Source organism: Micromonospora sp. CNZ296, from assembly GCF_007827635.1.
Window position 1 is genome coordinate 24,521 of sequence record NZ_VISW01000033.1, and the last position, 23,052, is coordinate 47,572.

Genomic DNA, 23,052 nt, shown 5'->3' on the forward strand with positions numbered 1-23,052 from the left:
GATGGGCATCGAGGAGAAGCTCCCCTCCGGCGTCCTGCTCACCAGCGTCGAGAAGCTGGTCAACTGGACGCGGAAGACCTCGGTCTGGGGCGCCACGTTCGGTCTGGCCTGCTGCGCCATCGAGATGATGGCGGCAGGCGGCCCGCACTACGACATGGGCCGCTGGGGCATGGAGGTCTTCCGCGCCTCGCCCCGCCAGGCGGACCTGATGATCGTGGCCGGCCGGGTGAGCCAGAAGATGGCCCCGGTCCTGCGCCAGATCTACGACCAGATGGCCGAGCCCCGCTGGGTCATCTCGATGGGCGTCTGCGCCAGCAGCGGCGGCATGTTCAACAACTACGCCATCGTGCAGGGCGTCGACCACGTCGTACCGGTCGACATGTACCTCCCCGGCTGCCCGCCCCGGCCGGAGATGCTCATCGACGCGGTGCTCAAGCTGCGCGAGAAGATCATGCACGAGCCGCTGGGCCCGAACGGCCGCAAGATGCTGGAGGCCCGCCAGGCGCGCGGCGACGTGCCGGTGGTGCCGTACGGCTCGATGCCCTCGTCGTACCGCAGCGACAAGGCCCGGCGTGCCGAGTGGACGAAGGCGGTCCGCGAGGGGCGTGAGGAGCAGCTGCGGATCGAGAACTGGATGAAGGCGCAGAACCACCTTCAGGCGTCGCATAGGGGCCCGAAATGAGCAACGACAAGAACAACGACGGCGGGGTGCCGGTACCCACCACCCCGGTCGGTGCCAGCTCCACCGCCCCGGCGGAGTACCCGCCGGCCAGCCCGGCCGGCCGGGGCATGTTCGGCAACCAGGGCACCGGCGACGTCTCCGGCTACGGCGGCCTGGTCCGCCCGCGCAAGCCCATCGAGGAGGCGGCCCGGCCGTACGGGAGCTACTTCGACGAGGTGCGGGACGCGCTGGAGGAGGCGTACCCGGACTTCGGCGACGCGATCGAGAAGGTCGTGGTCGACCGGGGCGAGCTGACCCTGCACGTCCGCCCGGAGCGGATCGCCGAGGTCTGCCAGGTGATGCGCGACGACCTCGCGCTGCGCTTCGAGCTGCTCTCGTCGGTGTCCGGTGTGGACTACCTGGGCGCGCAGGAGCGCCGTCTGCACGTGGTCTACCACCTGACCTCGATGACCTACCGCCGCAGCGTCCGGCTGGAGGTGGCGGTCTCCGTCGAGGAGCCGCACGTCCCGAGCGTCACCGCCGTCTACCCGACCGCCGACTGGCAGGAACGGGAGACGTACGACATGTTCGGCGTCGTCTTCGACGGCCACCCCGCCCTGACCCGGATCCTCATGCCGGACGACTGGGAGGGGCACCCGCAGCGCAAGGACTACCCGCTGGGCGGCGTCCCCGTCGAGTACAAGGGTGCGGAGATCCCCCCGCCGGACCGTAGGAGGTCGTACCAATGACCACGTCGAACTACGCGACCGAGCGCGAGACGACCGAGGGCAAGGTCTTCACCGTCACCGGCGGGGACTGGGACGAGGTCGTCTCCGGCACGGACCCGATCAACGACGAGCGGATCGTCGTCAACATGGGTCCGCAGCACCCGTCCACCCACGGCGTGCTCCGGCTGGTCCTGGAGCTGGAGGGCGAGACGGTCCGCGAGGCCCGCTCGGTCATCGGCTACCTGCACACCGGCATCGAGAAGAACCTGGAGTACCGCAACTGGGTCCAGGGTTCGACGTTCGTGACCCGGATGGACTACCTCTCGCCGCTGTTCAACGAGACGGCGTACGCGCTCGCGGTGGAGAAGCTGCTCGGCATCACCGACGACATCACCGAGCGGGCCACCACCATCCGAGTGCTGATGATGGAGCTCAACCGCGTCTCGTCGCACCTGGTCTGGCTGGCGACCACCGCCATGGAGCTGGGCGCGATCAACATGATGCTGTACGGCTTCCGCGAGCGGGAGTACGTCCTCGACATCTTCGAGACCATCACCGGCCTGCGGATGAACCACGCGTACGTGCGGCCGGGCGGTGTGGCGCAGGACGTGCCGGACGACGCGATCCGCAAGATCCGCGACTTTCTCCAGCTGATGCCGAAGCGGCTCAAGGAGTACGAGAACCTGCTGTCCGGCCAGCCGATCTGGCTGGAGCGTACGCAGCACGTCGCGGTGCTCGACGTGACCGCCTGCATGGCGCTCGGCGTCACCGGCCCGGTGCTGCGGTCCGCGGGCCTCGCCTGGGACCTGCGCAAGACGATGCCGTACTGCGGTTACGAGACGTACGAGTTCGACGTGCCGACCCACACCGACGGTGACGTGTGGGGCCGCTACCTGGTCCGGGTGGCGGAGATCCGCGAGTCGCTGAAGCTGATCGAGCAGGCGCTGGACCGTCTGAAGCCCGGCCCGGTGATGGTGTCCGACAAGAAGATCGCCTGGCCGGCGCAGCTCGCCATCGGCGTGGACGGTATGGGCAACTCGCTGGAGCACGTCGCCAAGATCATGGGTCAGTCGATGGAGTCGCTGATCCATCACTTCAAGCTCGTCACCGAGGGCTTCCGGGTTCCGCCGGGCCAGGTGTACGTCGGCATCGAGTCGCCCCGCGGCGAGCTGGGCGTGCACGCGGTGTCCGACGGCGGCACCCGGCCCTACCGGGTGCACTACCGGGAGCCGAGCTTCGTCAACCTCCAGGCCCTCCCGGCGATGGCCGAGGGCGGCCTGATCGCCGACGTGATCGCCGGCGGCGCCTCGCTGGACCCCGTGATGGGTGGTTGTGACCGATGAGCTTTTCCGAAACGACTCGCACCCGGGCGCGGGAGATCATCGCCCGGTACCCGGCGGACCGGTCCCGCTCGGCGCTGCTGCCGCTGCTGCACCTGGTCCAGTCTGAGGAGGGCTACGTCTCCCCGGCCGGTGTCGAGTTCTGCGCCGAGGTGCTCGGGCTCAACAAGGCCCAGGTCGGCGCCGTCGCCACCTTCTACACCATGTACAAGCGCAAGCCCACCGGTGACTACCTGGTGAGCGTCTGCACCAACACCATGTGCGACGTGCTCGGCGGGCAGAAGGTCTACGACACCCTGGCCGAGCACCTCGGCGTCGGGCACGAGGAGACCACCGCCGACGGGAAGATCACCCTGGAGCACGCCGAGTGCCTGGCGGCGTGCGACTACGGCCCGGTGATGACAGTCAACTACGACTTCTTCGACAACGTGGAGCCGCAGGCCGCGCTCGACGTGGTCGAGGAGCTGCGCGCCGGCGGCCGGCCGATGCCGACCCGTGGCGCGCGTCTGTGCACGCTCAAGGAGATGGCGGTCCAGCTCGCCGGTTTCGCCGACGAGCGCGACGGCGCGGTGGCCGACGGCGGGCCGGGCGAGCCGAGCCTGCGCGGCCTGCGCCTGGCCGAGCAGCACGGCGTCTCGGTACCGGGCTTCGACCCGAAGACCCCGATCCGCAGCAAGGCCGAGGCCGACCGGGCCGCCGCCGAGGCGAAGGCGAAGGCCGAGGCCGCCAAGCCGGCCCCCGCGCCCGAGCCGGCCGAGCCGGAGGCGGCCACCGGCAGCACCGCGCCGGACGTGAAGGCGCCGGACGACAAGTCGCCGCAGGTGCGTACCGCCGAGACCCGGCAGCCGGACGCGAGCACCCCGGTGCCGGACGCGCCCGGCACCAAGGTCCCGGTGGACGGCCCGGCCCCGGCACCGCGCGACGCGCGGGCGGCGGAGGCGGCCGGCGTGGCGGCGAACCCGCCGCCCGGCGACGGCAAGCCCGCCGGCGACGCGGCCGGCGCGCAGGAGCGCAACCTCAAGGAAGCGGAGTCCGGTACGGGCGCGGACGGCGCCGACCCGGCGGACGCGAGCGGAACGGGGGTCCGGAAGTGACCACTCCTCGGCCGGAGACGCTGGCCAAGCTCACGCCGGTGCTCACCAAGCGCTGGCTCTCGCCGGACGCGTGGCGGCTCGGCACCTACGAGAAGCTGGACGGCTACGCCGCCCTGCGCAAGGCGCTCAAGGCGCACCCGGACGACCTGATCCAGCTGATCAAGGACTCCGGACTGCGCGGGCGAGGCGGCGCGGGCTTCCCGACCGGTCTCAAGTGGGGCTTCATCCCGCAGGGCGACGGCAAGCCGCACTACCTGGTGGTGAACGCCGACGAGGGCGAGCCGGGCACCTGCAAGGACCTGCCGCTGATGACCCACGACCCGCACTCGCTCGTCGAGGGCGTCATCATCGCCTCGTACGCGATCCGGGCCAACCGGGCGTACATCTACATCCGTGGTGAGGCGGTGCACGCCGCCCGGCGGCTGCGCAGCGCTGTCGACGAGGCGTACGCCAAGGGTTATCTCGGCCGGAACGTCCTCGGCTCGGGCTTCGACCTGGACCTGGTGGTGCACTCCGGCGCCGGGGCGTACATCTGCGGTGAGGAGACCGCGCTGCTGGACTCGCTGGAGGGCTTCCGCGGCCAGCCCCGGCTGCGCCCGCCGTTCCCGGCGACCCACGGCCTGTACGCCAGCCCGACCGTGGTCAACAACGTCGGCACCATCGCCAGCGTGCCGTACATCGTGCTCGGTGGCGCGGACTGGTGGAAGACGATGGGCACGGAGAAGTCGTCCGGTCCGATGATCTACTCGCTGTCCGGCCGGATCGCCGACCCCGGCCAGTACGAGTGCTCGATGGGCATCACGCTGCGCGAGCTGATCGAGCTGGCCGGCGGCATGAAGCCCGGGCACAACCTGAAGTTCTGGACCCCGGGCGGCTCGTCGACGCCGCTGCTGACCGCCGAGCACCTGGACGTGCCGCTGGACTTCGAGGGGGTGGCGGCGGCCGGCTCGATCCTGGGCACCACTGCTACGCAGATCTTCTCCGACCAGGACTGCCCGGTGTACGCGACCTACCGGTGGCTGGAGTTCTACCACCACGAGTCGTGCGGCAAGTGCACCCCGTGCCGGGAGGGCAACTACTGGATGGTCCGGGTCTACCGGCGCATCCTGGCCGGCCAGGGCACCCACGAGGACCTGGACACCCTGCTCGACACCTGCGACAACATCCTCGGCCGCTCGTTCTGCGGTCTCGGTGACGGCGCGACCAGCTCGGTGACCTCGTCGCTGAAGTACTTCAAGCAGGACTACCTCGACTACATCGAGGGACGTACCGCTCCGAAGCTCTCCGACAAGTCTCTGGTTGGAGCTCACTGATGACCGACGTAGCCAAGCAGACCGAGACCGTCACGCTGACCATCGACGGCGTCGAGGTCACCGCGCCCAAGGGCGCGCTGCTGATCCGCGTCGCCGAGCAGCTCGGCACCGAGATCCCGCGCTTCTGCGACCACCCGCTGCTGGCCCCGGCCGGCGCCTGCCGGCAGTGCCTGGTGGAGGTGGAGGGCCAGCGCAAGCCGGTCGCCTCCTGCACCCAGACCGTCGCCGACGGCATGGTGGTGCGGACGCAGCTCACCTCCCCGGTCGCCAAGAAGGCCCAGGAGGGTGTGATGGAGCTGCTGCTCCTCAACCACCCCCTGGACTGCCCGATGTGCGACAAGGGCGGCGAGTGCCCGCTGCAGAACCAGGCGATGTCCACCGGCCGGACGGACTCGCGGTTCCACGAGCACAAGCGGGAGTACCCGAAGCCGCTGCCGATCAGCACCCAGGTGCTGCTCGACCGCGAGCGCTGCGTGCTCTGCCAGCGGTGCACCCGGTTCTCCGAGGAGATCGCCGGCGACAAGTTCATCGACCTGATGGGACGCTCCTCGCACGAGGAGATCAACATCTACCGGGACGACGCGTACGGCGAGGAGGGTGACGAGGGGGACGTCCCGTTCAACTCGTACTTCTCCGGCAACACCGTGCAGATCTGCCCGGTGGGCGCGCTGACCGGCACCCAGTACCGGTTCCGGGCCCGCCCGTTCGACCTGGTCTCCACGCCCAGCGTCTGCGAGCACTGCTCGGCCGGCTGCGCGCAGCGCACCGACTGGCGGCGCGGCAAGGTGCTGCGCCGGCTGGCCGGCGACGACCCGGCGGTGAACGAGGAGTGGAACTGCGACAAGGGCCGCTGGGGCTTCCAGTACACCCGCGCGTTCGACCGGATCAGCACGCCGATGGTGCGCGACGAGAAGACCGGTGAGCTGCGCGAGGCGTCCTGGAGCGAGGCGCTGACCCGGGCCGCCGAGGGGCTGCGCGCGGCCCGCGACGGCGCGACCGGCACGGCGGTGCTGACCGGCGGCCGGCTGACGGTCGAGGACGCCTACGCGTACGCGAAGTTCGCCCGCATCGCGCTGCACACGAACGACATCGACTTCCGGGCCCGCCCGGTCTCCCGCGAGGAGGCCGACTTCCTGGCCAGCAGCGTCGCCGGGGTCACCGACGTGACCTACACGGACGTGGAGAACGCGCCCGCTGTGGTGCTCGTCGGCCTGGAGCCGGAGGAGGAGTGCCCGATCCTCTTCCTGCGGCTGCGCAAGGCGTACCTGAAGAAGAAGCTCACCGTGTACGCGCTCGCGCCGTTCGCCACGCGCGGCCTGGAGAAGCTCGGGGCCAAGCTGGCCCGGGTGGTGCCCGGCGAGGAGGCCGGCGTGCTGGCCGAGCACGCCACGGTGGCCGAGGCGCTGGGTCAGCCCGGCGCGATCCTGATCGTCGGCGAGCGCCTGGCCGAGGTGCCGGGCGGCCTGTCGGCGGCGGCGGACGTCGCCCGGCGTACCGGTGCCCGGCTGGTCTGGGTGCCGCGGCGCGCGGGTGACCGCGGTGCTGTCGACGCGGGCTGCCTGCCCAACCTGCTACCCGGCGGCCGGGTCGTCACCGAGCCGGCCGCGCGCGCGGAGCTGGGCGAGGCGTGGGACATCCCGGCCGGGGTGATCCCCAGCCAGGCCGGCCGCGACACCGACGGCATCCTCACCGCCGCCGCGAACGGACAGATCGGCGCCCTGGTGGTGGCCGGCGTCGACCCGGCCGACCTGGCCGACCCGCGCCTGGCCGAGTCCGCACTGGACGCGGTGCCGTTCCTGGTCAGCCTGGAACTGCGGATGAGCGCGGTGTCCCGCCGCGCCGACGTGGTCCTGCCGGTCGCGCCGGTGGTCGAGAAGGCCGGCAGCTTCCTGGACTGGGAGGGCCGGCTGCGCACGTTCGAGAAGGTGCTGGACACCGGCGCGATGACCGACGCCCGCATCCTCGACGCGCTCGCCGCGCAGCTCGACGTGCGGCTCGGCACCGGTGACGTGCCGAGCATCCGGCGTGAGCTGGGCGCGCTGCCGCGCACCCGGGTCGAGCGGCCGTCGGCGCCCTCGGTCGAGCCGGCCGCGGTGCGGCAGCCCGGACCGGGCGAGGCGGTGCTCGCCACCTGGCACCAGCTGATCGACCTGGGCAGCCTCACCGACGGCGACGAGCACCTCGCCGGCACCGCCCGCCCGCCGGTGGTCCGGCTCGGCAAGGGCACCGCCGAGGCGCTGGGTGTGGCCGACGGCGACCCGGTCACGGTGGGCACCGACCGCGGCGCGATCACGCTGCCGGCGGCGATCACCGAGATGCCCGACGGCGTCGTGTGGCTGCCGACCAACTCACCCGGCTCCACCGTGCGGCGCGGCCTCGGCGCGACGTCCGGCGACGTGGTGAGCGTCTCCGCAGTCGGGAACGAAAGGTGGGTGCAGTGAACCCCGTCATCCTCGCGGCGCAGGACCCGACGCTTGCCGACTTCGGCAAGGACCCGTGGTGGCTGGTCCTCGGCAAGATCCTGTTCGCGTTCGTCGTCGCCGTGGCGGCCACGCTGCTCGGCGTCTGGTTCGAGCGCCGGGTCGTCGGCCGCATGGCGGTGCGGCCCGGCCCCAACCAGGCCGGTCCGTTCGGTCTGCTCCAGACGCTCGCCGACGGCGTGAAGCTGGCCTTCAAGGAGGACATCCTCCCGCGCAAGGCCGACAAGGTCGTCTACTTCTTCGCCCCGGTGATCTCGGTGGTCTGCGCGGTCACCGCGCTGTCGGTGATCCCGTTCGGGCCGATGGTGAGCATCTTCGGGCACCGGACGCCGCTCCAGGTCACCGACGTGTCGGTGGCGGTGCTGGTGGTGCTGGCCTTCTCCTCGCTCGCCGTGTACGGCATCGTGCTCGGCGGCTGGGCCAGCGGCTCCACCTACCCGCTGCTCGGCGGCCTCCGCTCGGCGGCCCAGCTGGTCTCGTACGAGGTCACCATGGGCCTGAGCGTGGTCGCGGTCTTCATGACCGCCGGCACCATGTCGACGAGCGGGATCGTCGCCGCGCAGGGCGACGGCACCCGGCTGAGCATCGGCGGCTTCGACCTCGCCGCCCCCGGCTGGTACGCCATCCTGCTGCTGCCCAGCTTCATCATGTTCTTCATCGCCATCGTCGGTGAGACGAACCGGGCGCCGTTCGACCTGCCCGAGGCGGAGTCGGAGCTGGTGGCCGGCTTTCAGACCGAGTACAGCTCGCTGAAGTTCGCGCTGTTCATGCTCAGCGAGTACGTCGCGATGGTGACCATGTCGGCGTTCACCGTGACGCTGTTCCTCGGCGGCTGGCACGCCCCGTGGCCGATCACGATCTGGTCGGGCGCCAACGAGGGCTGGTGGCCGATGCTGTGGTTCTTCGGCAAGGTCATCATGCTGGTGTTCGTCTTCGTCTGGCTGCGCGGCACGCTGCCCCGGCTCCGCTACGACCAGTTCATGCGGTTCGGCTGGAAGGTGCTGCTGCCGCTGAACCTGGTCTGGATCATGGTGCTCGCCGGGCTGCGCTCGATCGAGGACTGGCAGACCCGGGACCGGCTGCTCGTCACCGCCGTCGGCGCGGGCGTGCTGCTGCTGGCCACGCTCTTCTGGCCGTCGCGGAAGAAGGAGCCGAAGCCGTCGCTGCAGGAGCAGGCGGACACCCGGCCGTACGGCAGCTTCCCGCTGCCGCCGATGGATCTTCAGGTTCCGCCGAGCCCGCGTACGAAGCGCGTGCTCGCCGAGCGGGAGCCGGCCAACGTGGTCGCCGGCCCGGACTCCAGGGAGGTGTGACGTGGGCGCGATCACCGGAACGTTCAAGGGCTTCGGTGTCACCTTCTCGCACATGTTCAAGAAGGTCGTCACCACCGACTACCCGTTCAAGCCGCCGGTCTCGGCGCCGCGCTACCACGGGCGGCACATCCTCAACCGGCACCCGGACGGGCTGGAGAAGTGCATCGGCTGCGAGCTGTGCGCCTGGGCCTGCCCGGCCGACGCGATCTACGTGGAGGGTGGCGACAACACCGAGGAGCAGCGCTTCTCTCCTGGTGAGCGGTACGCCAGCACCTACCAGATCAACTACGCCCGGTGCATCTTCTGCGGGCTCTGCATCGAGGCATGCCCGACCCGTTCGCTCACCATGAGCAACGAGTACGAGCTGGCCCGGGACAACCGGCAGGACCTGATCTTCACCAAGGAGCAGCTGCTCGCGCCGCTGCTCGAAGGCATGGAGCAGCCGCCGCACCCGATGCGGCTGGGCGACAGCGAGAAGGACTACTACGTCGGCGCGCTCACCAACCCGGGCACCTCGGCCGGCGCCGAGCGCTCGCCGATGGGCCCCGGCCGGTACCAGGTGGAGGAGCACCCCGGCGTGACCTTCCCCGGCGCCGAGCAGGCCGAGCAGCGGTCCGCCGCCGCGGCGGGCAAGGGAGGCAAGGCATGACCTCGGCTACGGTGCTCGCCGCCGCCGGCCAGGTGTCCGGGGGTGAGGAGGTCACCTTCTGGATCCTCGCGCCGCTGGCCCTGCTCGGGGCGATCGGCATGGTGTGGGCCCGCAACGCGGTCCACTCCGCGCTCTGGCTGGTGCTGACCATGCTCTGCCTGGGCGTGTTCTACGTGCTCCAGGCCGGGCCGTTCATCGGCATGGTGCAGATCATCGTCTACACCGGCGCGATCATGATGCTGTTCCTGTTCGTGCTGATGCTCGTCGGCCGGGACGCGTCCGACTCGCTCATCGAGACGCTGCGCGGCCAGCGGGTCGCCGCAGTGGTCCTCGGGCTCGGCTTCGCCGGCCTGGTGGGCACCGGCCTCTACCGCGCGCTCGACGGCGTCCAGCCGGTCGGGCTCGACGAGGCGAACGGCGAGGGCAACGTCCAGGGCATCGCCCGGCTGCTGTTCACCAAGTACGTCTTCGCCTTCGAGCTGACCTCGGCGCTGCTGATCACCGCCGCCGTCGGCGCGATGGTGCTGGCGCACGTGGAGCGGCGCAAGGCGGACCGGATGGACCAGATCGCCACCATGAAGGCGCGGTTCCGCCCCGGCAACTACCCCGGACCGAAGCCCGGCCCGGGCGTCTACGCCACGTCCTCCTCGGTGGCCACCCCGGCCCGTCTGCCCGACGGCCGGCTGACCGACCGCAGCATCCCGGAGATCATGCCGGTGCGCGAGTTGACGGCCGAGGAGACCGCACCGAAGGGGACTGATCGGTGAGCGCGAGGAGTGCAGCGAAGCGGAGCCCCGCAGTCGCGAACGAAAGGCTGGCACGGTGACCCCGGACTACTACCTCATCCTCGCGGCGGTGCTGTTCACCATCGGTGCCGTGGGCGTGCTGGTCCGGCGCAACGCGATCGTGCTGTTCATGTGCATCGAGCTGATGCTCAACGCGGCCAACCTGACCCTGGTCACGTTCAGCCGGATCAACGGCGACCTGAACGGCCAGATCATGGCGTTCTTCGTGATGGTGGTGGCGGCGGCCGAGGTCGTGGTCGGGCTCGCGATCATCATGGCGATCTTCCGGACCCGGCGCTCGGCCAGCGTCGACGACGCCAACCTGCTGAAGTACTGAGGGGCTCGTGGTGGAACAGATTCTGACGATCGCCCAGTCTGAGCCAGCCGAAGCCGTCACCTTCGCCACGGCGGACGGGATGCTGGGCAGTGTCTGGCTGCTGGTGGCGATCCCGCTGGTCAGCGCGGCGATCCTGCTGCTGCTCGGCAAGCGGGCCGACCGCTGGGGCCACTGGCTGGGAGTGGGCGCCATCGGCGCCGCCTTCGTGCTCGGGCTCACCTACTTCTTCCAGTTGCGCGGGCTGGAGAACAAGCAGGTCGAGCTGAGCCTCTGGGACTTCATCGCGGTCGGCGGCCTACGGGTGGACTTCGGTCTGCTCTTCGACCCGCTGGCCGCGGTCTTCGTCCTGCTGATCACCGGGGTGGGCTTCCTGATCCACCTCTACGCCGTGGAGTACATGGCGCACGACGCGGGCCGGCGGCTGTTCTTCGCGTACTTCAACCTGTTCGTCGCCGCCATGCTCCTGCTGGTGCTCGGCAACAACTACGTGATGCTCTACTTCGGCTGGGAGGGCGTCGGCCTGGCGTCGTACCTGCTGATCTCCTTCTGGTACGGCCGGCCCAGCGCCGCCACCGCCGGCAAGAAGGCGTTCCTGATGAACCGGGTCGGCGACGCCGGCCTGGCCATCGGCATCTTCATCATGTTCGCCATGCTCGGCACCACCCAGTACGACGAGGTGTTCAACGGGGTCGGCTCGCTGACCTCGACCACCGTGCTGGTGCTCGGCCTGCTGCTCCTGCTCGGCGCGGCCGGCAAGTCCGGCCAGTTCCCGCTCCAGGCGTGGTTGCCGGACGCGATGGAGGGTCCGACCCCGGTGTCCGCGCTCATCCACGCGGCCACCATGGTCACCGCGGGCGTCTACCTGATCGCCCGCTCCAACGCGATCTTCTCGGCCAACGAGACGCTCCAGCTCGTGGTGGTCAGCGTCGGCGCGCTCACGCTGCTGATGGGCTGCATCATCGGCGCGGCCAAGGACGACATCAAGCGCGTGCTGGCCTGGTCGACGGTGAGCCAGATCGGCTACATGTTCCTGGGCGTCGGCCTCGGCGGCGCCGCGTACGCGCTGGCCATCGTGCACCTGCTGGCGCACGGCTTCTTCAAGGCCAACATGTTCCTCGGCGCAGGCTCAGTCATGCACGGCATGAACGACCAGGTGGACATCCGCCGCTTCGGCGGGCTGTCCAAGTACATGAAGGTCACCTGGCTGACGTTCATGATGGGCTGGCTCGCCATCATCGGCATGTTCCCGTTCTCCGGCTACTTCTCCAAGGAGCCGATCATCGTGGCCGCCTTCGAGCGGGAGGGCTGGACGGCCTGGCTGTTCGGCATGGCCGCGCTGCTCGGTGCCGGGCTCACCGCGTTCTACATGACGCGGCTGTTCGTGCTCACGTTCCACGGCCCGAAGCGCTGGACCGAGGACATCGAGCACCCGCACGAGTCGCCGAAGCTGATGACCGTCCCGCTGATCCTGCTGGCGATCGGCTCGGTCGGCGCGGGCTTCCTGCTCGCCACCTCCGTGCCGGACTGGCTCACCGCCACCAACGGACTCGCCGCCGAGAGCGGGGAGCACGCGCCGGTGCTGGCGCACTGGCTGCTCACCGCGCTGTCGCTGCTGGTCACCGTGCTGGGTGCCGGGCTGGCCTGGTTCCTGTTCCGCTCCGGTACGGCCACCGAGCCGCAGCCGGCCGGCGTGGTGGTCACCGCCGCCCGCCGGAACCTCTACACGGACGCCTTCAACGAGGCGGTCTTCGAGAAGCCGGGCATCTTCCTCACCCGGGCGCTGGTGTTCCTCGACAACCGGGGCGTGGACGGGCTGGTCAACGGCCTGGCCGCCGCCGTGGGCGGGGGCTCGGGCCGGCTCCGGCGGCTCCAGACCGGCTTCGTGCGGTCGTACGCGACCTCGATCCTGACCGGCGCGCTGCTCGTGGTGGCGGCGTTCCTGGCGGTGCAGGCGGGGTGGCTGGCGTGATCGACCTCAACGCGGCCGCCCCCGCCGGCGGGCCACGCAGTCACGACGGAGGTAAGGCCGAATAATGTCCAACTTCCCGTTCCTCTCGGTGCTGACCGTGGCGCCGCTGGTCGGCGCCCTGGTGGTGGCACTGCTGCCCCGCAGCCGCCCGGACCTGGCCAAGCTGGTCGCGTTCGGCTGGTCGCTGCTGGTGCTGGTGCTGTCGGTGGTGATGTGGTTCGCCTTCTCCGCAGGCGGTGACCGGTTCCAGTTCCGCGAGTCGTACCCGTGGATCCCGAACTGGGGCGTGAGCTTCACCTTCGAGGTGGACGGCATCGCGCTGGTCATGCTGATGCTGATCGCGATCCTGGTGCCGCTGGTGATCCTGGCGTCCTGGCACGACGCCGAGGCGTCCAAGCGCTCCGTGCCCGCGTACTTCGCGCTGCTGCTCGTCCTCGAGTGCACGATGATCGGCGTCTTCGCCGCCGCCGACGTCTTCCTGTTCTACGTGTTCTTCGAGGTCATGCTGGTGCCGATGTACTTCCTGATCGGCAGCTACGGCGGCCACCAGCGGCAGTACGCGGCGGTGAAGTTCTTCCTCTACTCGCTGGTCGGCGGTCTGTTCATGCTGGCCGCGGTGATCGGCCTCTGGGTGGTCGGCGGGAAGACCTTCGACTGGCAGGCACTGAGCCAGGCGGAGTTCGCCACCGACACGGCCCGCTGGCTGTTCCTGGGCTTCTTCGTCGCCTTCGCGATCAAGGCGCCGTTCTTCCCGTTCCACACCTGGCTGCCGGACGCCGGTGGCGCGGCACCGGCCGGCGCCGCCGCGCTGCTTGTCGGCGTGCTGGACAAGGTCGGCACGTTCGGCATCCTGCGCTACTGCCTCCCGCTGTTCCCGGAGGCGTCGCGCTGGTTCGCACCGTGGGCCCTGGCGCTCGGAGTCATCGGCATCATCTACGCCGCGCTGCTGGCGGTCGGTCAGAACGACCTGAAGCGCCTGGTGTCGTACACCTCGATCGCGCACTTCGGGTTCATCGGCGTCGGCATCTTCGCGTTCACCACCCAGGCCGGCACCGGCGCGGTGCTCTACATGCTCAACCACGGCCTGGCCACCGGCCTGCTGTTCCTCGTGGTCGGCATGCTGATCGCCCGGCGCGGCTCGGCGCTGATCAGCGACTTCGGCGGCGCGGGCAAGCTGGTGCCGGTGCTGGCCGGTGTGCTCTTCTTCGCCGGTCTCGCCTCACTGGCGCTGCCGGGTACCGCGCCGTTCGTCTCCGAGTTCCTGGTGCTGATCGGCACGTTCACCGTCAACAAGCCGGTCGCCGTGATCGCCACGCTCGGCATCATCCTGGCGGCGGCGTACGTGCTGTGGATGGTGCAGCGCACCACGCAGGGCACGCTGAACCCGGCGCTGACCGAGGTCGAGGGCATGCGCCGTGACCTCACCCTGCGCGAGAAGGTGGTCGTCGCGCCGCTGATCGCGCTGATCGTGCTGCTCGGCTTCTATCCGAAGCCGGTCACCGACGTCATCAACCCCGCCGTCCAGGCGACCATGCAGGACGTCGGCAAGTCCGACCCCGCCCCTGAGGTCGGCAGCGTCCAGGAGGCCGCGAAGTGAGTGAACTGAGGCTGCCGTCGATCGACTACGCGGCGCTCGCTCCCATCCTGATCATGCTGGGTGCGGCGCTGCTCGGGGTCCTGGTCGAGGCGTTCGTGCCGCGTCGTCTGCGCAACGCGGTGCAACTCGGGCTCGCCCTGGTGGCGATGCTCGCCGCGATCGTCATGGTGATTCTGAACGCCGACGACCGGCTGATCACCATCGGCGGCGCCATCGCGATCGACGGGCCCACCCTGTTCCTCCAGGGCGCGATCCTGGTGCTCGCGGTGATGGCGCTGCTGCTCGTCGGTGAGCGCACCGTGGAGCGGGGCGGCGCCTTCGTGGCGCACGCCGCTGTCACCGCCGAGTCGGCGGAGGACCGGCGGCAGGCCGAGGGCGTAGGTGGCGCCACCGAGGTCTACCCGCTGATGTCGTTCGCGATCGGCGGCATGCTGATCTTCGTGGCGGCGAACGACCTGCTGACCATGTTCGTCGCGCTGGAGGTCTTCTCGCTCCCGCTCTACCTGCTCTGCGCGCTGGCCCGCCGCCGGCGTCTGCTGAGCCAGGAGGCGGCGCTGAAGTACTTCATGCTCGGCGCGTACGCCTCGGCGTTCTTCCTGTTCGGTGTGGCCCTCATCTATGGCTTCACCTCCGGCATCCCGGGCCGTACGGCCGGCGTCGACTTCGCCACCGTGCACGCCGCGGTCACCGACTCCCCGTCCAGCCCGGTGCTGCTGTTCGCCGGCATGGCGCTGCTCGCCATCGGCCTGCTGTTCAAGGCCGCCGCCGCGCCGTTCCACGTCTGGACGCCGGACGTCTACCAGGGCGCGCCGACCCCGGTCACCGGCTTCATGGCGGCCTGCACCAAGGTCGCCGCGTTCGGGGCGCTGCTGCGCGTCTTCCACGTCGCGTTCGCCGGGGCCTCCTGGGACTTCACCCCGGTGCTCGGCGCGATCGCGGTGCTGACCATGCTGGTCGGCGCGGTGCTGGCGGTCACCCAGACCGACATCAAGCGCCTGCTGGCGTACTCGTCGATCGCGAACGCCGGTTACCTGCTCGTCGGTGTGCTGGCACCGAGCCGTGAAGGGCTCTCCGGCACCATGTTCTACCTGGCCGCGTACGGCTTCTCGGTGCTCGCCGCGTTCGCCGTGGTGACGCTGGTGCGCGACGCCGACGGGGAGGCCACACACCTGTCCCGCTGGGCCGGGCTGGGCCGCCGCTCGCCGTTCTTCGCGGCGATCTTCACGTTCATCCTGCTGGCCTTCGCCGGTATCCCGCTGACCAGCGGCTTCACCAGCAAGTTCGCGGTCTTCGGCCCGGCCCTGGAGGCGAACCAGGCGTGGCTGGTGATCGCCGGCGTGCTGACCAGCATGGTGCTGGCGTTCCCGTACCTGCGGGTCGTCGTCATGATGTGGCTGTCCGAGCCGGGCGAGTCCACCCCGACGGTGACCGTGCCCGGCGCGCTCACCTCGGCCGCCCTGGTCATCGGCGTGCTCGCCACGCTGGTCCTCGGCGTGGTGCCCGGCCCGCTGCTCGACCTGACGACCGGTGCCGCCGAATTCGTCAGATGACAGAGGTGATCCCACCGGGGGCCGGTACGCCGTGGCGTGCCGGCCCCCGGCGTATCCCCGTCGACGAGCAGGTCGAACGGGTGTGGCATGGTTGAGGACGTGGCGAACCCGGCTGGCGAGCGTTCAGGTCAGTTCGGCGCGCTCGGCCTGCATCTCGCCGACCCGCGCGTCGAAGCCTCAGTGCTGGGCGTGCTCGACCGGGTCGAGACGAGCCTGCGGGCGAGCGTGGCGAGCGCCGATCCGCTGGTGACCGAGGCGTCCCGGCACCTGGTCGAGGCTGGCGGCAAGCGGTTCCGTCCGCTGTTGGTGGCGCTGGGCGCCCAGTTCGGCGACCCGGATACCGACCAGGTCGTCCCCGCCGCCGTGGTGATGGAACTCACCCACCTGGCGACGCTCTACCACGACGACGTGATGGACGAGGCCGCCGTGCGTCGCGGCGCTCCGAGCGCCAACTCCCGCTGGACCAACTCGGTGGCCATCCTGGTCGGCGACTACCTCTTCGCCCGGGCCGCGGACATCGCCGCCGACCTCGGCCCCGAGGCGGTACGCCTCCAGGCGCGCACGTTCGCCCGGCTGGTGCACGGCCAGATCGCCGAGACGGTCGGCCCGCGCGACACCGACCCGGTCGCGCACTACCTGCACGTGATCGCCGAGAAGACCGGTTCACTCATCGCCACCTCGGCCCGCTTCGGCGGCATGTTCGGCGGCGCGGATCCCGAGCACGTCGAGGCCCTGGCCGAGTACGGCGAGATCATCGGCGTCGCGTTCCAGCTCTCCGACGACCTGCTGGACATCGCCAGCGAGTCGGTCCAGTCCGGCAAGACGCCCGGCACCGACCTGCGCGAGGGCGTACCCACCCTGCCGGTGCTCTACGCGATGGCCTCCGACGACGCGGACGCGGCGAGCGTACGGCTGCGCGAGATCCTGGCCACCGGCCCGCTGGTGGACGACGCGCTGCACGCCGAGGCGCTGGGCCTGCTGCGGGAGTCGCCGGCGCTCAAGCGCGCCCGGGAGACGGTGCGCAGCTACGCCGAGGACGCACGCGCCCGGCTGGCTCCGCTGCCCGAGGGTCCGGCGCGTCGCGCGCTGGAGTCCCTCTGCGACTACATCGCCGACCGCACCAGCTGACCCCGCGCTGATCCCCCGCGCGCCCACCCTCACTCGCTCGGGCTCTCGTCGATCATGAAGTTGACGGCCGCCCGTACGGCGTGTCGCGCCGCTAACTTCATGATCGACGCGACGGGGCTCGGGGGCGACGCGGACGGTCAGGGGAGGGCGGGGGTGGGGCGTAGGAGGCGGGCGCCCAGCAGCATCAGGAGGGCGGCCAGGAGCATCGCCGCGGCAGCAGTCAGCCACATCGCCGGGTAGCCCGCCGCGCCGGCCAGCGCGCCCAGGCCGAGCGGACCCAGGCAGCCGCCCGCGTACACCCCGGTCTGGGTGATCGAGGTGGCGGCGGCCGGGGCCTGCGGGTGGAGCCGGACCACGGCGAAGTTCATCAGCCCCGGCCAGGCCCAGCCCAGACCGAAGCCGAGCACCACGCCCGCTACCAGCGGCGCCGATCCGGCCACCGCGAGCAGGATGAGGCCGACCGAGCCGGTCAGCAGCATCCCGGCGATCAGCCCGACGTGCCCGCTGGTGCGCCGGTCGGCCAGCCAGCCGACGCCCACCCGGGCGAGCACGCACACCACGCTGCCCAGGGTCAGCGTCAGGCCGGCCAGGCCGGGGGAGAGCCCTCGCGCCGCAGCCGAGTCGACCAGGAACGTGCCGAGGGCGTTCGCCGCGGCTGCCGCGAGCGTCGCGGCCAGCCCGATCACCACGAGCGGGCCGGTGCCGCCGGGACCGCGACCGGAGGCGGTCCGGGCCCGCCGGTCCCGTCCGGCCCGGGGTACGGCCGGCAGCACGGCGAGCGCGGCCACCGCTGCGGCCACGAAGGCCCAGCGCCAGCCGGCGGTGAGCGCGACGGTGGGTACCGCCAGGCCGGCCAGCAGCGTGGCGGCCGGTACGGCGGCCTGCTTCACGCCGAACGAGAGGCCCTGCCGGTGGGCGGGTACGTGCTCGGCCAGCGCGGCGTTGCTGGCGAGCTGCCCGAGGGCGTTGGCGGCGGCGCTGAGCGCCAGCAGCGCCACCAGGATCGGGTACGACCGGGCCAGCCCGGCCACTGCGAGCAGCGAGGCGGCGGAGAGCAGGATGGCGGCCCGGGCGACCGGGGCCGAGCCGAAGCGCTCGACCAGGGCGCCGGAGGGCACCGAGGCGAGCGCGCTCACGCCGAAGTAGATCGAGACGGCCAGGCCCAGCCCGGCCGGGCTGAAGCGGAGTTCGTCAGCGAGCTGGACGGCGAGCCCACCGACCAGGAAGACGGGCAGGACGCACACGATCGTGGTGAGGGTGGCGCCCGCGCCGACCGTGACGGCGTGGCGGGACGCCGGAGAGGCGACTCGCGAAACTGTTTCAGTCATCGCGAGCACACCTTACGCCCGGACGTTTTGGCTGCTCATCGTGTCCGTCGACACACGGTCTGTGTCCGGTCTTCTGGCATCCTCCATCCGAACAGGCATTTCGCACTCGGCCGGTTTTTCATATGGTGTAAGTCCCCGGCGGCGGAGGTGGTTGTGCGCGACCCCTTGGCGGAACCTTCGGACCTGATCCGTAGCGTGTCTCGCGCGCTTCGAGTGCTCGAGTCGGTCGGCCGTGCGCCGAGAGGGCTCACCGTGAAGCAGATCGCCCGGCGCTGCGAGCTGACCGTCGCCACCACCTACCACCTGGTGCGCACGCTCGCGTACGAGGGCTACGTGATCCGGCGCGAGGACGGGACGTACATCGTGGGGTTGGAGGTGGCCGACCGCTACCGCGAGCTGGTCACCGCGTTCCGGGGGCCGCCGGCGGTGGGCGAGGCGCTGCGCCGCGCGGCGTCGGATACCGGCTGGAGCCACTACCTCGGCCGTTTCGTCGGCGGGCAGGTGGCGGTGACCGCATCGGCCGAGGGGCCCCGCTCGCCCTACATGGAAGACCTGGTGCCGGGCTTCGACGAGGGCGCGCACGCCACCGCGCTGGGCAAGAGCCTGCTCGCCACGCTCACCACCGAACAGCGCTTCCGCTACCTGCGCGAGTACGGCATGCGCCCGTTCACCACCGCCACCCTCACCACTGTCGAGGCGTTCGAGGCGGACCTGGCCGCCGGTGACCGGCGCGGCATGCAGCTGGAGCTGGGGCAGTTCCGGCAGGGCGTGGCGTGCGCCGCGGTGCTCGTCAGCCCGGACAAGGACATCGAGCGCCGGGTGGTGCTGGCGTGCGCGCTGCCGGCCGGCGAGATGATGACATCGGCCCGGGTGGTACGCGCCAAGCTCCTCACCGCCGCGCGCGCCATCGCCGACGGCATCGCCTCCGAGAACTGACTCGCCGCGCGCCGATCCCCGCCGGGACCGCCTCCGAGAACTGACGAGGGGCCGCCGACCTGGTGGGTCGGCGGCCCCTCGCGGGGCGGCCCAGCGCCGGACCGCCCCCGGGGTGGGTCAGCTACCGACCGGGCCGCCGTCGAGGCGCCAGGCGACCACCACGCCGGGCTTGGCGAAGTCGCCGTCCGGCCAGGTGGAGGCGGGGTTCTCCACCGACGCGCCGGAAACCTCGCCCGGGTGCTGCACGGCCACGAAGACCGAACGGTTGTCGCCGGTGATGAACGGGCCGCAGGTCTCCGCGCCGAGCGGCACGGTGAGGAACTGCTTCAGGTGGCCCCGCTCCGGACCCTCGACGGCGGTGGCGAACAGGCCGTCGTTGCTGCCCAGCGCGTTGCCGTCGGTCGAGATCCACAGGTTGCCGGTGGCGTCGAAGGCGACGTTGTCCGGGCAGGAGATCGGGGAGACCTTCGTCTTGTCGTACCCTGCGAAGTAGGTCGAGGCGTCGGCCGGGTCGCCACAGACGATCGGCAGCGACCAGGCGAAGGTCTCGGCGGTGTTGTCGCCGCGGTCCTCGACCAGCTCCAGGATCTGCCCGTGCTTGTTGCTGTTGCGCGGGTTCGCCTCGTCGGCGGGCGCCTTGCCGGCCTTGCCGCGGTCGCTGTTGTTCGTCAGCGCCACGTAGACCTTGCCGGTGAGCAGGCTCGGCTCGACGTCCTCGGGCCGGTCCATCTTGGTGGCGCCGACCTTGTCCCCGGCCAGCCGGGTGAAGGTGAGCACGTCCGCGGCGGTCATGCCGTCGACGTACGAGCGGTTGCCGCTGACCAGCTTGATCCAGCGGCCCCGGCCGCCGAACCCACCGTCGGCCGGGAGCTTGCCGGAACCGTCGATCTCGGCGGCCGGGCTGTCGCCCTCGATCTTCGCGACGTAGAGCGTGCCCGACTCCAGCAGCGTCAGGTTGTGCCGCCGCGCCACCGAGGACTTCCCCGGCATGAACTTCTTGTCCGAGACGAACTTGTAGAGGTAGTCGAAGCGCTCGTCGTCGCCCATGTACGCGACCACCCGGCCGTTGCGCGCCACGATGACGTTCGCGCCCTCGTGCTTGAACCGGCCCAGCGCGGTGTGCTTGCGCGGCTTGGCCTGCGGGTCGAACGGGTCGATCTCGACGATCCAGCCGAACCGGTTCGCCTCGTTGGGGTGCTTGGCCAGGTCGAAGCGCTCGTCCGCCCGCTCCCACTTGCGGCTGCCGCTCGGGTGGCGCACGTCGGTCGGGATGCCGTACCGGGCCAGCTTCGGCTTCTGCTCCTCCGGCGCGCCGTCTCCGCCGACGAAGTACTGGTTGAAGTTCTCCTCGCCGGAGAGCACTGTGCCCCACGGGGTGACGCCACCGGCGCAGTTGTTGAGCGTGCCGATCACCGTCCGGCCCTTCGGGTCGGCGGCGGTACGCAGCCACGCCGAGCCGGCGGCCGGGCCGGTCAGCTCGAACTTCGTCGCCAGCGCCGTGACCCGGCGGTTGTACTCCCGCCGGCCACGCCGTACCGGCTGCCACTGCCCGGTGTTCTCCACCCGCTCCAGCTCCACCACGGACATGCCGTGCGCGGCCATCGCCACCCGTACCTGCTCCACTGTGAGCGCGTCCTGGCTGGTGAAGCCGGGGAACATCAGGTCCTCGTTGGTGTACTCGTGGTTCACCACGAGCAGCGCGCGCCGACGGTCGATCGGGAGCACGCCGACGAAGTCGTTGTTGTAGCCGAACTGCTTGGACTGGGCGGCGGCGGTCTGCCGGCCGAGGCTGAACGCGGGCGCGCCGGGCACGACCTCGTCACCCCAGCGGATCACCACGGAGTGGTCGTACCCGTTGGGGACCACGAGGGTGTCGAGCTTGTTCGGCGGGATCGGCTTGAACGTCAACGCGCCGCTACCAGGGCGGCCCGCGCCGGCGGGCGAGACCTCGCCGCCGCCGGGCACGGGCGGGGCGGCGGGCGCAGCGGCGGCCGGCGCGGCGCCGGCGAGCGCGCCCGCGGCGGCGCCGCCGAAGCCGAGCACCAGCGCACCGACCGCGCCGGCCCGGACCACGCCGCGCCGGGAGATCTCGGTGTCGACCACGTCGCCGAAGTACGGGTTGTCGGTCGGGTTCGGCACCGGGTGGTCACACGCGTTGCCGCACCGGTACAGACAGGTCATCGCGTCGCGGCTGCCGTGGCGGGTGCCACCCAGCAGCGGAAGCAGGCGAGGCCGGTCGCTCATGAGGTGGAGCCTCCTGATCTCAACGTCGGAAGGCGCGCGGGCGAGACGGCCCGGGCGCTCACCCGCCGGACGCTGCCAGGGCACGGTGAGCGGGGATCGGCCCGGACCTGAACCGGACGTGAACAGCTCCGCGTTGACCTGCGGATGAACCGTTCGGCGTCACGGCACGTATGGAAGGGCGAACGCATCGCCGGTTTCCCCGCCGCCGGAAGCGAGGTACCGCCATCAGCGACCACGACGCCCAACTGCTGCGCGCGCTGCACGACGAGCATGCCGACGCGTTGTACGCGCACGCCCTGCGGCTGGTCAACGGCGATCGGCCCCGGGCCGAGGACCTGGTGCAGGAGACGCTCCTGCGCGCCTGGCGGCACCCCGAGTCGCTGGACCCGCGACGCGGCTCGGTACGCGCCTGGCTGTTCACCACCGCGCGGAACCTGGCGATCGACGCCTGGCGGCGGCGTTCGGCCCGGGTCGGCGAGGTCTACACGGACGAACTGCCCGAGACCGCCGAGACGGTCGACGAGACGGAGCGCGCGGTGGAGGCGTGGACCGTGGCCGAGGCGCTCAACCGGCTCAGCCCGACCCACCGGGAGGTGCTCGTCGAGTGCTTCTACCAGGGACGTTCGGTGGCGGAGGCGGCGGCACGGCTGGGCGTACCGCCGGGGACGGTGAAGTCGCGTACCCACTACGCGCTGCGCTCACTACGGTTGGCGCTGGCCGAGATGGGGGTGACCGGGTGACACGCTGCGAGTTCGCGCACGACGACGGGGCGTACGTGCTCGGCGCCCTCGCCCCGGCGGACCGGGTCGCCTACGAGCGGCACCTGGCCGGGTGCGCCCAGTGCCGGGAGGCGGTGGCCGAGATCGCCGTGCTGCCCGGCCTGCTGGGGCGGCTCGACCCGGCCGGGCTGGAGCAGTTCCTGGAGGTCGGGCCGGAGACGTCGCGGGTGCCCGCGCTGCTCGACGCCGCGCGCGAGCGCAAGCGCCGCGAGCGGTCCCGCTCCCGCCGACGGTACGCGCTGACAGCGCTCGCCGCCGCCGCGCTCGCGGTGCTGGCGGGCGTCGGGGTGGGACTCGTGCAGTCGCCGGCCGAGCCGACGAAGCCGCCGGTGGCGCTGGCCTCGATGCGGCCGGTGGCCGGGACGGTGCCGGTGCACGCCGAGGTGGGGCTGACCGAGACGCCGTGGGGCACCGAGGTCACCATGCACTGCGGGTACGACAGGCGGGCCGGGCACCGGGAGGCGTACACGTTCCGGCTGGTGGCGCACGGCCCGGACGGCGCGACGGAGCAGATCGGCTCGTGGCTCGCCGCCCCCGGTGACGACCTGCGCTTCTCCGGCGTCACCCGCTTCACCAAGGGCGAGCTGGTCCGTCTGGAGCTGCTCCGAGGAACAAACGCCCCCGTCCTGGCCTACGACCTGCGCTGACCCTGCCCGCCCGCTCTCCCCGTTGATCTTGCACTTGTGGCCCTCGGTGCGGGTGGTTCGCCCCTTTCGCCGGGGCGGTAAGTGCAAGACGCTTCTATGTCTGTGGTGATCGGTTCGGCTGATTGCCGTTAGGGTTCGGCGTTGGTGATCACTTGGGTGGCTCTTCGTTGATCC

General features: G+C 71.2%; 19 protein-coding genes. 17 read left to right on the forward strand and 2 right to left on the reverse strand.

Annotation, left to right across the window (positions count from 1 at the left end):
• The first annotated feature begins 1 nt into the window (after position 1).
• The 14 genes from FB455_RS32170 to FB455_RS32235 all read left to right on the forward strand — a co-directional run bounded on the left by FB455_RS32170 (position 2) and on the right by FB455_RS32235 (position 16,944).
• Positions 2 to 682, forward strand: a complete 681-nt coding sequence (locus FB455_RS32170) for a NuoB/complex I 20 kDa subunit family protein (protein WP_013283602.1) — start codon at positions 2 to 4, stop codon at positions 680 to 682.
• A complete protein-coding gene (locus FB455_RS32175; protein WP_013473555.1) occupies positions 679 to 1,410 on the forward strand; it encodes an NADH-quinone oxidoreductase subunit C in 732 nt (243 codons plus the stop codon). The genes FB455_RS32170 and FB455_RS32175 overlap by 4 nt, the downstream gene beginning before the upstream one ends.
• Positions 1,407 to 2,732: an NADH-quinone oxidoreductase subunit D gene (locus tag FB455_RS32180; protein WP_013283604.1), complete on the forward strand. Its 1,326-nt coding sequence runs from the start codon at positions 1,407 to 1,409 to the stop codon at positions 2,730 to 2,732. Before FB455_RS32175 ends, FB455_RS32180 begins: the two co-directional genes overlap by 4 nt.
• Positions 2,729 to 3,823, forward strand: coding sequence for an NADH-quinone oxidoreductase subunit NuoE (gene nuoE, locus FB455_RS32185; RefSeq protein ID WP_145755711.1), 1,095 nt, complete (start codon positions 2,729 to 2,731; stop codon positions 3,821 to 3,823). Before FB455_RS32180 ends, nuoE begins: the two co-directional genes overlap by 4 nt.
• Positions 3,820 to 5,136 carry an NADH-quinone oxidoreductase subunit NuoF gene (gene nuoF, locus FB455_RS32190; RefSeq protein ID WP_047892134.1) on the forward strand — a complete coding sequence of 439 codons (1,317 nt, stop codon included), beginning with the start codon at positions 3,820 to 3,822 and terminating at the stop codon, positions 5,134 to 5,136. Before nuoE ends, nuoF begins: the two co-directional genes overlap by 4 nt.
• Positions 5,136 to 7,577, forward strand: a complete 2,442-nt coding sequence (locus FB455_RS32195) for an NADH-quinone oxidoreductase subunit G (protein WP_013283607.1) — start codon at positions 5,136 to 5,138, stop codon at positions 7,575 to 7,577. Before nuoF ends, FB455_RS32195 begins: the two co-directional genes overlap by 1 nt.
• Positions 7,574 to 8,929: an NADH-quinone oxidoreductase subunit NuoH gene (nuoH, locus tag FB455_RS32200; RefSeq protein WP_013283608.1), complete on the forward strand. Its 1,356-nt coding sequence runs from the start codon at positions 7,574 to 7,576 to the stop codon at positions 8,927 to 8,929. Before FB455_RS32195 ends, nuoH begins: the two co-directional genes overlap by 4 nt.
• 1 nt (position 8,930) lies before the next feature.
• Positions 8,931 to 9,578 (forward strand): NADH-quinone oxidoreductase subunit NuoI, encoded by a 648-nt coding sequence (gene nuoI, locus FB455_RS32205; RefSeq protein WP_013283609.1) that lies wholly within the window; start codon positions 8,931 to 8,933, stop codon positions 9,576 to 9,578.
• Complete coding sequence (locus FB455_RS32210) at positions 9,575 to 10,345, forward strand: NADH-quinone oxidoreductase subunit J (RefSeq protein ID WP_013283610.1); 771 nt, start codon at positions 9,575 to 9,577, stop codon at positions 10,343 to 10,345. The genes nuoI and FB455_RS32210 overlap by 4 nt, the downstream gene beginning before the upstream one ends.
• 55 nt (positions 10,346 to 10,400) lie before the next feature.
• Positions 10,401 to 10,700 (forward strand): NADH-quinone oxidoreductase subunit NuoK, encoded by a 300-nt coding sequence (gene nuoK / locus FB455_RS32215; protein ID WP_013283611.1) that lies wholly within the window; start codon positions 10,401 to 10,403, stop codon positions 10,698 to 10,700.
• Between the two features lie 7 nt (positions 10,701 to 10,707).
• A complete protein-coding gene (gene nuoL / locus FB455_RS32220; protein WP_145755712.1) occupies positions 10,708 to 12,669 on the forward strand; it encodes an NADH-quinone oxidoreductase subunit L in 1,962 nt (653 codons plus the stop codon).
• Positions 12,670 to 12,733: 64 nt separating this feature from the next.
• Complete coding sequence (locus tag FB455_RS32225) at positions 12,734 to 14,266, forward strand: NADH-quinone oxidoreductase subunit M (protein WP_120572072.1); 1,533 nt, start codon at positions 12,734 to 12,736, stop codon at positions 14,264 to 14,266.
• On the forward strand, positions 14,263 to 15,816 hold the full coding sequence (gene nuoN / locus FB455_RS32230) for an NADH-quinone oxidoreductase subunit NuoN (RefSeq protein ID WP_013283614.1): 1,554 nt from the start codon (positions 14,263 to 14,265) through the stop codon (positions 15,814 to 15,816). Before FB455_RS32225 ends, nuoN begins: the two co-directional genes overlap by 4 nt.
• Before the next feature lie 87 nt (positions 15,817 to 15,903).
• A complete protein-coding gene (locus tag FB455_RS32235; RefSeq protein WP_145755713.1) occupies positions 15,904 to 16,944 on the forward strand; it encodes a polyprenyl synthetase family protein in 1,041 nt (346 codons plus the stop codon).
• A 137-nt stretch (positions 16,945 to 17,081) separates the two neighbouring features.
• Here FB455_RS32235 and FB455_RS32240 read toward each other — a convergent pair whose 3' ends face one another.
• Entirely contained in the window at positions 17,082 to 18,272 is a 1,191-nt protein-coding gene (locus FB455_RS32240) for an MFS transporter (protein WP_145755714.1), read from the reverse strand.
• 153 nt (positions 18,273 to 18,425) lie between these two features.
• Here FB455_RS32240 and FB455_RS32245 point away from each other — a divergent pair, with 153 nt between their 5' ends.
• On the forward strand, positions 18,426 to 19,208 hold the full coding sequence (locus FB455_RS32245; protein ID WP_013283617.1) for an IclR family transcriptional regulator: 783 nt from the start codon (positions 18,426 to 18,428) through the stop codon (positions 19,206 to 19,208).
• Positions 19,209 to 19,325: 117 nt separating this feature from the next.
• Here the strand turns inward: FB455_RS32245 and FB455_RS32250 are convergent, their stop codons facing one another.
• Positions 19,326 to 21,452 (reverse strand): PhoX family protein, encoded by a 2,127-nt coding sequence (locus FB455_RS32250; RefSeq protein WP_145755715.1) that lies wholly within the window; start codon positions 21,450 to 21,452, stop codon positions 19,326 to 19,328.
• 170 nt (positions 21,453 to 21,622) lie between these two features.
• Here FB455_RS32250 and FB455_RS32255 point away from each other — a divergent pair, with 170 nt between their 5' ends.
• Complete coding sequence (locus tag FB455_RS32255) at positions 21,623 to 22,192, forward strand: sigma-70 family RNA polymerase sigma factor (RefSeq protein WP_013283619.1); 570 nt, start codon at positions 21,623 to 21,625, stop codon at positions 22,190 to 22,192.
• A complete protein-coding gene (locus FB455_RS32260; protein ID WP_013283620.1) occupies positions 22,189 to 22,878 on the forward strand; it encodes an anti-sigma factor family protein in 690 nt (229 codons plus the stop codon). Before FB455_RS32255 ends, FB455_RS32260 begins: the two co-directional genes overlap by 4 nt.
• The last annotated feature ends 174 nt before the right edge of the window (positions 22,879 to 23,052 follow it).